Genomic DNA, 14,301 nt, shown 5'->3' with positions numbered 1-14,301 from the left:
GCGGTAACCCTCGAGATCAAAGGCAAGACCTACACAGGAAGTATCTCCCACGACCATGACCACGGTGCCCATGATCATGACGATCATGAAGGGCACGACCACAACTGAGCGTCAAACGAAGACTCAGTCAGCTTCGTGATTGAAGTCACCCAGGGTGGTTTCACCACCTGAGTCGGCGGAGGACGTTCCGTCGCCGGCAAGGCTCCCGGTCCTCGATTCGACTAGCCCTCGAAGGTCCGGGAGCCGTCTTTTTACGACTGCGTTCACCATGCGTCGAAAGCAGGTGACGTCCTTGCGTCACTTGTCACTGAGTCGATGAGGATTTCTTTTTCGGGAGTGGTCGCCATCGATCAACCGGTTTGAACGACACGCTCTCGTAGTCCTGCCCCGCGTGACTCGTTTTCGCGGAATCCAAAAAACCGAGCAGTTCCATCCTCATGAATTGCACCAGATCCGGATGTTCGGCGGCCAGGTTGTTCGACTCGGTGACGTCGCTCTGAAGATCGAACAATCGGTCCCTGGAACCATCATTGCGTGATTGGATGATCAGCTTGTGTTTGCCTCGGACTAGGCACGCGAATTCACCGTAGCGAAACGGAATCGATTTCTCTCTCTTGAGTTGATCCCCTTTCAAAATGGGAAGGACATTTTCACCGTCCAACAATCGATCTGGCATTGCATCCGCGCCTGTGATCGCGGCCACGGTCGGAAGCAGATCCATCACCGACATTGGCACATCGAGGCGGACTCCAGCCGGAATTTCTCCAGGCCAATGAACCAATGCAGGAACGCGAACACCGCCATCAAGCACACTGCGTTTTCGCCCTGAAAACTCGCCCGCGCTCCCTGCACGTCTGGTCTTGGTCCGGTCCTTTGGTACGCCTCCTTCGGGTCCATTGTCGCTGCAGAAGAACAACAACGTGTTGTCAGCCACACCCAGCTCGGTGAGTTTCTTTCGAAGACGTCGGATTTGGTCGTCAACCGCCGTGATGCATCCGTAGTAATGAGCTGCCTCCCCGTGTCCTTCGTACTGCGCCAGGTATTCAGGTCCGGCCTGGATGTCTTCGTGTGGAGCATGGAACCAAATCACGCTTAGAAAAGGCTGGTCGCGTTCGACCGCCTCTTCGATGAACGGCACCGCTCGATCCATCAACACTCGCGAATCGCATCCCAGGACGTTCTCATCCGTCGGGACGCCATTTTCATAATACGGGTTGTTACGGGAACGTTTGCCAATGCCGGGATCCCAGGTGCACACGGCGGACTCCGTCACGAAAGACGCGTCATAGTCACGTTCCCATGGCGGCGCGTAATGGAGATCCGGTCGTCGCTTCTTGCCTTTGGCTGAGATGGTTCGACTGAGAGTACCAAGATGCCACTTGCCAAAATGGCCCGTGGCGTACCCGTTCGAATTCAACATCCGGGCCAAGGTGAATTCTTGCTCTGGCAGATGACCTTGATTCGCCGACCAGACACCCATCCGAAAGTAATGCCGGCCCGTCAAAAACGATGCCCTGGTGGGCGAACAAACCGGTCCGACCGAATAGAAATGGTCCAGCACCGTCCCGTCCCGCGCCATCGCATCCAGTTCGGGAGTTTGAATGATTTGGTTTCCGTTGAACCCCGTGTCGCCCCACCCCAAATCGTCGCACATCATCAAGACAACGTTGGGCCGATTCGCGGCCTTCGCCGAACAAACCACGCTGACATTCCCCAAGACGAACGAAGCCAAACAACACACGAACGTCGGAAGTGAAAACGGCAAATGGAACGTCATCGTGAGCAACCAAGGGATTTACAAAGGGAAACGTGACCCAAGGACGACGCGAAAAACACCGTCACCGGATCGAGATTCAGTCCAAAATCAAAACAGCTCTTCGATGATACCAGTCGAATCACCAAAGGTGTTCGCTTGAATCCCGGCACCACGCAGCGTACTGAGCCAAAGATTGCACAAGGGCGTTTTGGGATCTTCCATGACGAGGTGACGCCCGTGGCGGAACCCGGATCCGCCCCCGGCGATCAAGGTCGGGCAATTCTTCAGCGTGTGAACCGAACTGAGATTGGTCCCCAGAGTGATCGCAATGTTATCAAACAGCGTCGATCCATCAGGTTCCGTGGTCGCTTTCAACTTGTCCAAGAACTCAGCCAGCAATCTCGCGTGCGCGGTATCGCGACTTTGCGAAACGGTTCGGCGTTCGCCCTCGGAATAGTGGCTCATGCTGTGTGCGCTCATCGTCGCACCAAGACTTGAGATCATCGAATTGACCGGCATGCGGTACGTGAACACCCGAGTGGCGTCGACCTGCATCGCAGCCAACATAATGTCATACATCATGCGGATCTCTTCGACTCCCTCGAGCGACTCACCTGGTTCGCGAACGGCTTTCTGCGGACGCTTTTTCTCAACTCCCAACCACTTTTCTTCTTTGGCAAGTCGAACTTCTATTTCGCGGATGGATTGGAAGTACTCATCCAGTTTCGCATTGTCAGACGCGTTGAGCTTCCGATTGATTGACTTCGCGTCCGAGAGCACCGTGTCCAAAACGCTGCGTTGTTCCTTCAATCGTTGTTGTTGCACTTCAAGCGGAGTCTTGTCGACCGAGAACAGTCGGTGAAAAGCCGCCACCGGCGTGTCTAAACCGGCGATTGGCTTGCCCGAGCGGTTCCAAGCCAATGATCCTCCGGGACCATGCCCGTCTGTTGCGGCTCCTTTCGCAGCAAGCTGAATCGATGTGAAACGAGTTTCTTCGCCTAGAACTTCGGCGGCAACCTGATCGACCGATACCGTGTTGTGAAAACTCTGACCAGGAATCGCGTACCGGTTGGCTCCCGTTAACCAGAACGTGCTGCCTGAGTGACCATCGGCAGAATACTGATGCATCAAATTCTGGATGATGGTGATGTCCTTCTTATGCCGGGTCAGCGGCCGAAGGATTTGAGGCAGATCGTAGTTCTCCCCCACCGTGTTCGTGTCGGGATACCAACGATCCGCCGTGACGCCGAATCCCATCCCCAAGAAAACCATGCGTTTGGGAGACGCAACGGCAGTGCTGGCCGCACTCGCAAAACGTTTGAATCCAAACGAATCCAACATGGGCAGGGCAATCAAGGCACTGCTGCTACGAAGAAAACCACGGCGGGAAGGGCGAATTCTTCTCATGAAAGTTGCCTTGTTCGAGACGGAAAGGTGGGGCAGGCATCCTGCCGATCAATGGAACGAGAGTGACATAATGAGACGCATGAACAACTTGAAAGCCTGTTCAACGGCTCAACGAGTGTGAAACGCAGGAGACTGAATCAGTGCGTGAATGAATTGTCGAATGGAATGATTGTGTTGCTTCGCGTGCTCAACCATCTGGCTAGCGAGTTCTTGGTCGGTGAATCCAAAAGGTCGGCCCAAACCGTACGCAATCAATGATTCGGTGAACCCACGCGCGAATTCATCGTCGAACTCCGCAATGGCGTCACGGAGTTCGACGGAATTCGAAAACTTCTTCCCGTCGGGAAGTTTCCCAGCGGCTTCAATGTCAAAGCGGACCTCTTCCTGCCAACGACCAAAGCGACGTTTCCCTTGTCCGATCACCTCTTGATCACGCCACTGACCGGCGGCGTCAAAGTTCTCGAGTCCAAACCCGATGGGATCAATCTTTTGATGGCAATTCGCACACTGCGGTTGCTCTTGGTGAGCCTGAGCCAATTCGCGAGCCGATAGCGTTTCGCCCGCCAATCGACTCAATTGAGGAACATTCGGCGGTGCTGGTGGTGGAGGATCGTTGAGCAAGTGCCGCAACACCCACGCGCCGCGTTCCACCGGTGATGATCTCTGGCCATCGGATCCCATCGCGAGTACCGCAGCCGTTCCCAGCAAACCCCCTCGCAAGGAATCCGGCGGAACGGAAACCTTCCGAAACTCATGCCCTTGAACGCCGTTGATCTCGTAGTACCCCGCCAACAAATCGTTGATGACGACGAAGTCTGCTTTCAGCATTTTCTCCAGAGGCAGCTCATTCTCGAGCAAGTACGAAAACGTTTCGAACAGTTCCTGCCGAGCGTTTTCGCGAACCGCGTTGTCAAAATTTGGAAAGTCAACGCCACTGAACTGGAACATGTCCAGGCGTTCCATCTGCAGCCACTGATGAACAAACCCTTCGATGAAGGCCTTGCTGCGTGGATCTTGCAACAGGCGATCGGTTTGCTCCGCCAACGTCGCAGGCTCGACCAGTTGACCCGAATCTGCCAGCCTCATCAGCTCTGCATCAGGTGGGGCGGACCACAAAAAGTATGACAAACGCACTGCCAATTCGTGCGGTGACAAACTTGGTCCCTGTTCCGCCCCCGATTGCTCGACTTGATACAAAAAGCTGGGCGATGCCATCACGATGGACAAAGGAGAATCCAATGCCTCATCGATTGACAGTCCTTGCTGGCGAACCGTTTGATAGTGCTGGTTCAAACGCTGTAGGTAGTCTGCGGCAGGTGTGGCACCGCGAAAAGCTCGGGTTGCAAATCGCCGGATAACTTCACGAACGTACTCGGCTTCTTGCATGTCGGTTGGTTGCTCAAACAGGATTGAATCGCGAGCGACCTGAATCGCTTGAGTCTGTTCCGATGGCAGCGGCCCCGTCAGTTCCACCCAATCAATCCATATCCCCGGCGGCGTACCGATTCCATTGTCGCGCATGTCCAGCGTGGCCAAGTTTTTGTCCCCTCGATCTTGGTGGGACCGTTGGTGCACCCAAACCTGTTGTTTGGCACCGGGTTCATGCACGAACTCAAAGTCAACCAATTCTGGATCGTCCATTGGAGCCGTGACTTTTCGCCAGCCCAACAGTTTGCGACCGGTTCCCAACCCCGAGCTGAATTCCAAGTAGTGATGTCGTTCATCCGCGTCCGGGTACATCGCGGCACGAACTTGCACGTGATACTTTCCATCCGCCAGCGGTTGCTGTGTTGGCAGTTTGACTTTCGTGTACCCGCCTTGCTTGATGGTCATGATCAACGTGATTCCGGTTTCCGTCTCAGGTCGATCCAAGTAGTCTTCCATCAGCGGCAACCACTCTTGCACCTTTTGCTTCTTGGCTTGGTACTCGTCGAGCAATCCGAATTCAGAAGCCGGTTTGTCAGATTGAGACAAGAACGCGTTGGCACGTTTGCCGATATCCCGCATCTGTTCTGCGGCTTCGGTGTAGTGCGGCGTGTAGTATTCTTCGGGTTCGATCCGAACGGTTTTTGCCTCGGGACGTTTTCGAGGCGAAAGTATCAACTTCAGATTCGCGGTCGCTGTGGCGTGATACTGTTCGATTTGGTCGCTTGATAGGAACAGAGATGCTCCTGCGGTATCGAAACCCGCGGTGGCTTGATCATCGGGCAACGTCGTGACATCCGGACGAACGCCCAATAACGCTTCCACGGTGTTGGCATATTCGCGTCGATTGAGGCGACGCATCACAACGTCGCCACCCGAATCGCTGAGCATTCGTCGTGCAACAACCATCTTTTGCGAAAGGTCTTCCAAGAACGCCAGCTTGTCCGCGTCACGCAGCGGTTCGGAATCTTCCGGCGGCATCTCACCCGAGTTGAGTGCACCAAGAACCTTCGACCAAAGCTCTGCGGTCGCCATGTCTTGGGCCACATTCATCGAAAGGGTCTCCAGATCGATGTTGGCTTCCTTGGTCGCACTGTCGTGGCAATCCAAGCAGTGGTTTTCGAGCAGCTCCGCGTGACGCTGTGGCATCTCCGTGCCTGGATTTTCCTCCGCGAATGCGGCATGGCAAAAGAAGGAAATGAGCAAAGCGAATCGAATTCGTTGAGGGATCATGACGCTAACTGACTGGCGGGAAAGGTGAAGAGGAACACCAATGAACGGTGAGGAAGAGAGGGATCAAAATCGCTCAGTCCACTGTGAACTCCAACAACGGGCCGGACACTTCGGGGTGAGAATCGTTGGCGAACGCGTGAACCAGACCACGATCCGTTCCTTCGACCAATCCCGATTCGCGAACCAGAACAAAGGTCACCCGCCCGTCGGAATCATCTTGCAGAAACTGCAGCAACGCATCGGATTGGATGCCAAACGTTCCGATTTGTTGGCTGCGGGGAATTTCAAATCTGCCCAATAGGATCCCGTCTTGAATACTCGGTGCGTCTTCCCAGGTTGGATCGTTCTCCCAAGTTTCCTTGGAAGGATTGGTCACGCCATAAATTGCGAACGAGTTGAGTTTTGGCAGCCTCGAGGCAAATCCCTTTCCACTGGGAACTTGGTTCAGACGCAAGCGAGCGGAGCGGACCGCCTTGAAATCAACCGAGTTGATGTCCATCGAAAAGAACGCTCGCATGTCCCACTTGCGACTATCAGCCTTCTTGACCATCAACATCTCGGGATGAATCCACTTGCCGCGCCGGTTGTTACGGATCACGTAATCACAGCGACCCTCTGTGCCAACGCGAACCATTCGCGGGCGATCGGCATCGGATTGGTCGTACTCTTGTTCAGGCGAGGGTTCGGTTTGTGTCGTCAACACTCTGTCTGACAGCGAGGCGAATTCTTCGTCGAACAGGTGCACCTCTTTTCCACTGGCGGGATGATGTACGGAGATCTCGCCCTGCAACACTTCGAAGTCGGATGTCTGTGTTGATTCCTTGACTGCCACTGCAAACTGAGTCCCGTGGTCCACCGCGAATCCGCCGGGAGTTTCCACGGTGAATCCATGAGCCGATTCCGGAACATCAATCACCGCGGCCCCGTCGACCATCCGAACTCGCATGGAATCGATCAGCTCAAATTGGGCAGGAGCCTCGAACGTGACCTTGGCTCCCGACTCAAACTGAACAGTTGCAATGCCGGTCATCAATTTCATGTTGCCCGCCACCAACTTGGAGCCGACGGTGGTTGGCAGAACGCTCTCCCAAGCCGCATTTTCGCTGGTGCTGAGTGTTGCGATCGTGACCGGGGATTGGGACCGAGTGGTGAACAGCACGGCGATCAACAATGACGCCGCCATCGCGAACCAGCCGACCAACCAAACGCTGCGGTGGTTCGATGATGCGGCCACAACCGGCGGTTCCATCGACTTCTGAATGGCCAAATCGCGAAGCCCGGCATCGGTCGCCGCCGCGATCGCAAACTTCTTTCGAAGTTCGGCGTCACTAGCAAGCCGGTGTTCCAATTCGTTGAGTTGCGAATCGGAAAGCGAGCCCAAAAGGTACTGCTGAATCAACTCCGATGAATCCATCTTAGAACGTCTCCACTTGCAATCGTTGCTGAACACAGGAGGCAAGTTTGGCTCGGAGTCGACCGAGCAGTTTATAGAATGCGTTGACCGTTTTCCCGCAGCCTTCCGCGAGCTGGCTGATCGGTGTGTTTGCTTGGTACGGTGCGATCAAAAGTTCTTGGAGTGGCCGACTGAACTGGGTCAGGCAGTCCTGCAGTGCCGAACGAATTTCAGCGACCCGTTCCGCCTCCATGGCTTCCGATTCATCCGCGATTTGTTTCAACACTTCATCGCTGAGCAAACGTCCCTCGCGTCTCATTCCTGTGACCGCGTTCAAGCATTTGAAACGCAAGATGACCTTGGCCCACGGCAGAAAGCCATCCTCGTTTTCCAACTGAGGAAACTTTTGCCACATCGTCACACTGGCTTCCTGGATCGCAACGTCGACCGCGTTCCAGTTCGGAAGGATTGACCGCGCGAACGCTCGCAGTGCGAGTTCATGCTTGACGAAGAGACGCATGAAATCGCTCTCGGTCAGCTTCGGCGGCGGGACTTCGGAAGGGGACATGCCCACCTATTTGAGTTGGTGCAGCCACCTGCCGCAAATTCCTGACATTTTTTTGAATTTACGTCGTCAGTGACCAGAATCCGGGATCAATCGCCCGAAAACTCAATCGGTTCGCATGTCTTCACAGTCATGCAATTCCAACGCCGGGTCACCGCTCTTGGTCAAATTATTTCGCAACACACAGTGCGAACAGTTTTTCGCGAGAATCGCTGGCGTGGCGCCGTCGGTGAACAAGCAACCCTGGACGATGACGCGTTCACAACGAGTGAGTTCCATCGAAGCCGGACGTTCCCGGACGCCACTGAACACGTTCGCGGAAAGAACACAGTCACGACAATCGCTCAGTTGAATCCCATGTTTCGAAGCGGCATTTTTGCCCAAGTGGTACCGTGGATTTCGGTCCAAGGTGTTGGATGACATTGCGACAGCCTCGCAGTGTTCCATCACGATGTTGCTATGAAAACCTTGCCACATTGTGTTGCCTGTCACCGTCGCGCTGCGCAGGTGCTTCAAGTGGATGTTGACCTGGGCGTCGGAGAGAATATTGCCGCTGATCGTGATGTTGCCGTGCCGCCGTTCTTCCGTTCCTGCGACTTGTTCACTGTGCAAGTCAATCCGAATGTTGGCCGAGTCCTTGCCGTGGTGAGTGTGCTGAATCGTGCATCCGGTGACCGCGACTTCGCCAATCGACCCCGATCCACTGACCAACCAAACATTCGCGGAAGACGCCTCATTGGCCGCTCCCATATTGCCTTCGATGTCGCATCCGGTGATGTGCAAATTGCGAACATTGCCTGCACGCGAAACGATTCCGCCGCCGGAGTTGTAACTGATGTGGCATCCCGTGACGTTGATCTGATGCAGGTTGACTGCATCGAGATACAAACCAACGCCCGAGTTTTCATACAGGTGGCAATCACTGACAATCACATTCCGATTGCGATTCACCAAATGAATCGCATGACGCGATTTGCGAATCGTCAGGTTGTGCAGCGTTGGCTGCATTGTCCCAGACAGCTCCACACCGTCGGCGTGCGGATGCTCTCCGACAATCTCGAAGTCAGAAAGGATCAATGCGTTTTGTTGGTCCCACACCTCGTCGGTCACCGTTGACGGGTCCGCGGTTCCGGCGTGGGTCCCCACGACCTGGATCGCTGGGCCCGCCCCCGCCATCACGATTCGCACTCTTCCGTTTCCCTTGAAGGCGATGGACCCCGTGCGTTTTAAGTCGATCACCAAGGGACGGGTGATACGGTACGTTCCGGCAGAGAGCTGCACATCGTGTTCGGTGTCGATCCACTGTTGGATCACAGCCGTGTCGTCGGTGATGCCGTCACCGCTCGGCTCGTCTGCTATCGCGGGCGACGATAGCACCAGCACGCCAATCGACAGCGCGGTGAAAGGAACTAAATGAGGAAGAAAACTGATTCGGCGGGCGAGATGGAGATTCATGGTGGTCCGTGCTCGAGGTGGGAGGAAGGACCGTCCAGTTTACCAATCAAACGCGAACCCAGTGCCGCCCGTGCCGCCCAGTGCGACCAGTGGGGGCATCGCGTATCGAAGCCACTGGGCGATCATGTCGACCGAAACGAAATGGAACGACTGTCAGGCTGACAAATTGGTTCCCACGTCGGTGCGGTAAGCAGAAGCCGCGGGGACAATGCCCGCTAGCAAGCTGAGTCCAATCACCAATGGCAGCAAGTAGATCTCGTAGGTGCTGACGGAGAAGAACCCGACCAGAACACCCGTTCTCGATTCGATCAAGGGACTGGCTGCCCAAATTCCCAGGTGAGCCAGGATCCAACCAGAGATGCCGCCCACCAACGCGATGATCAAACTCTCGAACAAGATGATCCAGGTCACGCTGCCACGACGAGCACCGAGTGCTCGCATCACCGCGATATCTCGTTTGCGGTCGTTCATCGAATTGTAGATTGCGACCAAAACTCCCACGGCTGCGACGACACAGGTGATCAACGTGATCGCCAACAAAGCCTGCATCAACGGGCCGACGATCATCGTCATCAGTTTGTTGATTTCACCGATCGGAGTGGCCGCTTCCGCACGAACGCTCTCCTTGATCCGGTTTTGAAGCATGGGAGCCATCATCAAGTTCCCGTTGCGGACCAAGATCGAGGTGACTTCGCGTTCAGGAATCGTCAACAACAAGGGCTCATCGGGGTCAGCGGTTTTGGCTGATTCAGGAAGCACAATTACGGCGTCATCGGGAATCGGTTTCGCGTGTCCTTCGAGCAGGTAGAACCCTTCCAAGTTGACGAACGCGGCTCGGTCATTCGGCGTCCCTGTTGAATCCAAAATCCCGACGATCTGAAATCCCTGGCCGTGGCCTTTGCCTTCGGGGTCCCCGTGGGTTGGATTCATCACGTCACCAACGCTCATGCCCATTTGAGCTGCCACGCGAGACCCAAGTACACATTCGAAGTAACTGTTTTCTTCGTTGTGATATTCGAAGTTGCGTCCCTCTTTGAACGTGAATGGCTGATCCGCGTCCGGTCCATGCTTCAATCGTTCAAAGAAATCTGGCGTGGTCCCCACCACGCGAAATTCACCGAAGTAGTCCCCCAGTGCAAGCGGGATCGCAAAGCCATCGGTCATGAATCCCGCGTACACACCGTCGCGTTCGCCGAGCGCTGGATCGCCGCCGAAAGTTCGCACCATTTCGGCCCGCTTTTCCTTCGGATAGAACTCCATGTACTCCGTGTAGGGCAGGTTCTCAATGGGTTGGCTGAGGTAGTACACCGCGTTGAGCGTCAGTTGCAGCGTGCTGCCTTTGGGGCCCACGACCAAGTTGTATCCCACCGAAGCATTGCGAACGAAGGCTTCGCTGATGATGCCGTAGATCGACATCACCAACACGACCAGTCCCACGCCCAAGGTCAGCGACAATGTGGTCAAGAAACTCGACAGCGCGCGGTAGCGAAAGTTTCGCCAAGCGATGAAAAACAGGCTCATGATTCGGCCCCCAAGGGCGAGAAGGCTCGGTTGATGTCTTCGAGCTTGTCACATCGCTCAAATCGCGTCGCCACTTCCATGCTGTGCGTGACCATCAGCAACGAAACATTCTCTTCGCGGCAAGAATCAATGATCAGGTTCAACACAGTATCGGCACTCGCGGGGTCGACGTTGGCGGTTGGTTCATCGGCGAGCAACAGTTTTGGCCGGCCGGCCAAAGCACGAGCGATGGCAACGCGTTGCTGCTGACCCACAGAGAGTTGATTCGGGCGATAGTGAGCTCGATCAGAAAGCCCGACGCGATCGAGCAAGTCAGAAGCTCGGGCGGCATTGGCGGCACTCAGGCTTCCGCTTCCGAACGACATCCCCAGTTTGACGTTCTCCAGCGCAGAGAAAGCGGGAAGCAGGTTGAACGTTTGAAAGACGTAACCGATCGTGCCGGCACGAAACCGGTCGCGACCTTGTTCGCTTAGCCGAGTGAGTTCCAAGTTGTTGATACGGATCGAACCAGAGGTGGCTGTCAGCATCCCAGCGATGAGATGCAGCAACGTTGTCTTGCCACCGCCACTTTGGCCGATCAAGGCGACTTGCTCGCCGACGGCAATGTTGAACTGAGGCACATCCAGCACCGTCAATTCGCCTCCACCAGGTTGATCGAATCGTTTGATCAGGTTTTCAATCGCAAGCATGTCGCTGGAATGATTTGGGGGGATCGGTTTCTCTCGAGACCACATGGCTCGTTTTACTTTTGCCGCACGGCCTGCGTTACCTTCGCCGCACGGCCCGTGTTACCTTCGCCGCACGGCGCGTGTTACCTACGCCGCATGGCCTGGGTTACCTTCGCCGCATGGCTCTTTGCAGCCCGCGGTCGGTCTCACGCTTCTTGATCGTTTCTCGTTTGTCGTGCAATTTCTTCCCTTTGACCAATCCCATCACGCATTTCGCCAACCCGCGTTCGCTGAAATACACCCGCAGTGGGATCAGCGTCAGTCCCCGTTCATGGGCCCGCCCAGCGAACTTGTCAAACTCTTTGGCGTGCACCAGCAACTTACGTGGCCGACGTGGATCATGGTTCCACATCCCCGCGTTGTTGTAGTGAGCGATGTCGGAACCCACCAACCACAGTTCTCCGTTGGTGACACGGATATGCGCCTCGTCCAGCGAGAGCTTGCCTTCTCGCATCGATTTGACTTCGCTGCCCATCAGCATCATGCCGCATTCAACGCTATCGAGGATCTCGTAGCGGAACTTGGCTTTGCGATTTTCAGCGACCGGCGTGATGTTCGGTTGATTCTTTTTCGCGTTTTTGCTTTTTCCCTTCCCAGACTTCTTACCGGCCGCTTTTTTTGCGCCAGCCTCAGTCAAGGTGGGCTGCTTTTTACTTTTATTCTTTGACATGGTCGTGATTGTATCGGGATCCCACAAAAGCAGGATGGGGCGACCATTTTCGATTTCCCTCTAGGCCACTACAATAATTGAGCCAACGCGATGCCCGGCTCACTACACTGTTCCGGATTTCCGGGTTGGCTTCGGTTACGGACGGGCCTGCGGAACGGTTCAGTCCTGAGTCGACCATTGATTTTTGATTTTCTGCCTTTCATCCGGATAGACGCCGATGGCTTTTCGATTGCCAGTTGTCGCCGAACCAGAAATGCCTGCGGGCACCGACGTCAGCTCGACGGGCCGGTTGCCACGTTGGCTCAAACGGCCCATCCCAAAATCCAACTCGAATCACCTGACCGATTCGTTGATGGAGGAATACGGACTGGAGACGGTCTGCGACAACGCTAAATGCCCCAACCGGATGGAATGTTACAGCCAGCAGACGGCGACATTCATGATTCTGGGCAACGTCTGCACGCGGCCTTGCGGTTTTTGTGCTGTCAGCCGTGGCCGTCCACCAGCCGCCCCCGCGGTCGACGAACCCGAACGAATCGCGAAAGCAGCGGAACGATTGGGCCTCAAACACGTTGTCATCACCAGCGTCACCCGAGATGACTTGCCCGACGGCGGTGCCGACCACTTCCACAATTGTGTCATCGCAGTCCGTGAGCGAACCGGTGCGACCACCGAAGTCCTGACGCCTGACTTCGTGCACTGCAAAGAAGCCTTGGCTCGCGTGATCGAAGCCAAGCCGACCGTGTTCAATCACAACATGGAGACCGTGCCGCGTCTCTATCGCCGAGTCCGTGGACCCAAAAGTGACTACGCGTGGACGCTGAACATGATGCGTGAAGTCAAACGCTATGACGCGGGAGTCAAAACCAAGAGCGGGCTGATGTTGGGCCTGGGCGAAGAACGTGGCGAATTGCTGGACGCACTGTCCGATCTTCGCGAACACGACGTCGATTTCCTGACTCTCGGTCAATACCTTCAACCGGGCGACAAGTACCTGCCCGTGGTTCGCTACGTGCCACCGGAAGAATTTGACGAACTGGCCGACATCGCCAAATCAATGGGCTTCAAAAAGGTCGCCAGCGGACCCTTTGTCCGCAGCAGCTACCACGCTCGCGACATGGCCGAAACGGAGTGACGTCGGTCACTGCGATCAACCCTCACTTTTCACTTTGACAAACCACTCGATTCCAGCAACTGGTCTCAGTGCGAAGCACCTCGCGGATTCATGGCCTCAACCGATCAGGTCGACCAGCCAAGGTGCCGCGATCGTGATCAGCACCAACGCGACTGGATAGGCTGCGACGTAGCTCGTCGCTGGTTGGCTGGAATCAGTCGCGCCGGTCAGCACAGCCAATCCCGGTGTGGACGTCATCCCACCACAAGTCGCACCGAGCGATTGCCACAGGGTTCGACCGCCAAAGTACCGAGAACCGGCGAACCCAACCACCAACGGAACGATCGCAATCGCCGCGGCGGCCACGCACAGCAATGCCCCGCGTTCCATCAACACTTCGACCACATTGGCTCCTGCGTTCAGCCCCGCATCGGCCAAAAACAATGCCAGGCCTCCTTCGGTCATCAACAACATTGCGGCGGGTGGGTAAGAACCGCGAATCGGCCCAAGACGGCGGAAGTGCCCTAGGATCAATCCCACCATCAACGGGCCTCCGGCGATTCCCAACGACATGGAGAACTCGCCGATTTGCAACGACAGGTTCCCGACAAAGATCCCCAAAACGATGCCCGCGACCAACGACAGGAGATCGGTTTCGTTCACCGTTCGAGGACGGTGTCCAACCGCACTGGCGATTTTGGCCAGCGCATCCGGCTCGCCCACGGCGACCAAGCCATCACCAAATTCAATCCGAGTTCGCGCCGAGGGTACAAACTCCACATCGTGCCGCTGGACTCGCACAATCGTCACGCCGTACTTCGATCGCAGACGCAATTCTTTCAGGGTATGACCATAAATTTCGGGAGACGTGACGACGACGTACCGGCGTTCTCGATCCGCATCCACTACCGGATCCGCGGTGTCTTGTAATTCGCCCAATGTCTCTGATACCCGCGCGATCTCGGATGCTCCACCGACCAACATGACATCGTCACCCAGTTGGAATTGGTAATCCGGTGGCGTGGGTCGCCAGC

11 protein-coding genes are annotated in these 14,301 nt (G+C 55.7%); 1 reads left to right on the top strand and 10 read right to left on the bottom strand.

What is annotated here, in order from left to right:
* Window positions 1–304: 304 nt before the first annotated feature.
* From ACF8AM_RS17055 to smpB, 9 genes are all read right to left on the bottom strand, one after another.
* Window positions 305–1,777 carry a sulfatase gene (locus ACF8AM_RS17055; RefSeq protein WP_392556795.1) on the bottom strand — a complete coding sequence of 491 codons (1,473 nt, stop codon included), beginning with the start codon at window positions 1,775–1,777 and terminating at the stop codon, window positions 305–307.
* Window positions 1,778–1,864: 87 nt separating this feature from the next.
* A complete protein-coding gene (locus ACF8AM_RS17050) occupies window positions 1,865–3,163 on the bottom strand; it encodes a DUF1552 domain-containing protein (RefSeq protein ID WP_392556794.1) in 1,299 nt (432 codons plus the stop codon).
* A 108-nt stretch (window positions 3,164–3,271) separates the two neighbouring features.
* Window positions 3,272–5,821: a DUF1592 domain-containing protein gene (locus ACF8AM_RS17045; protein WP_392556793.1), complete on the bottom strand. Its 2,550-nt coding sequence runs from the start codon at window positions 5,819–5,821 to the stop codon at window positions 3,272–3,274.
* A 73-nt stretch (window positions 5,822–5,894) separates the two neighbouring features.
* Window positions 5,895–7,235: a FecR domain-containing protein gene (locus tag ACF8AM_RS17040; protein WP_392556792.1), complete on the bottom strand. Its 1,341-nt coding sequence runs from the start codon at window positions 7,233–7,235 to the stop codon at window positions 5,895–5,897.
* A gap of 1 nt (window position 7,236) precedes the next feature.
* Window positions 7,237–7,782: a sigma-70 family RNA polymerase sigma factor gene (locus tag ACF8AM_RS17035; protein ID WP_392556791.1), complete on the bottom strand. Its 546-nt coding sequence runs from the start codon at window positions 7,780–7,782 to the stop codon at window positions 7,237–7,239.
* A gap of 102 nt (window positions 7,783–7,884) precedes the next feature.
* Window positions 7,885–9,234 (bottom strand): right-handed parallel beta-helix repeat-containing protein, encoded by a 1,350-nt coding sequence (locus ACF8AM_RS17030; protein WP_392556790.1) that lies wholly within the window; start codon window positions 9,232–9,234, stop codon window positions 7,885–7,887.
* Between the two features lie 153 nt (window positions 9,235–9,387).
* Complete coding sequence (locus ACF8AM_RS17025) at window positions 9,388–10,755, bottom strand: ABC transporter permease (RefSeq protein WP_392556789.1); 1,368 nt, start codon at window positions 10,753–10,755, stop codon at window positions 9,388–9,390.
* On the bottom strand, window positions 10,752–11,444 hold the full coding sequence (locus tag ACF8AM_RS17020; RefSeq protein WP_392556788.1) for an ABC transporter ATP-binding protein: 693 nt from the start codon (window positions 11,442–11,444) through the stop codon (window positions 10,752–10,754). The genes ACF8AM_RS17025 and ACF8AM_RS17020 overlap by 4 nt, the downstream gene beginning before the upstream one ends.
* A gap of 145 nt (window positions 11,445–11,589) precedes the next feature.
* Window positions 11,590–12,153: an SsrA-binding protein SmpB gene (smpB, locus tag ACF8AM_RS17015; RefSeq protein ID WP_392556787.1), complete on the bottom strand. Its 564-nt coding sequence runs from the start codon at window positions 12,151–12,153 to the stop codon at window positions 11,590–11,592.
* A gap of 217 nt (window positions 12,154–12,370) precedes the next feature.
* Here smpB and lipA point away from each other — a divergent pair, with 217 nt between their 5' ends.
* Entirely contained in the window at window positions 12,371–13,288 is a 918-nt protein-coding gene (gene lipA, locus ACF8AM_RS17010) for a lipoyl synthase (RefSeq protein WP_392556786.1), read from the top strand.
* A gap of 96 nt (window positions 13,289–13,384) precedes the next feature.
* On the opposite strand, the gene ACF8AM_RS17005 is transcribed toward lipA, so the two are convergent.
* The coding region (locus ACF8AM_RS17005) for a TrkA C-terminal domain-containing protein (RefSeq protein WP_392556785.1) at window positions 13,385–14,301 on the bottom strand (917 nt) is incomplete at its 5' end.

The sequence above is a fragment of the Rhodopirellula sp. JB055 genome (assembly GCF_043100905.1).
Taxonomy (GTDB): domain Bacteria; phylum Planctomycetota; class Planctomycetia; order Pirellulales; family Pirellulaceae; genus Rhodopirellula.
The sequence above is the reverse complement of the archived record's forward strand: the minus strand, read 5'-3'. Positions and strand labels throughout refer to the sequence as shown.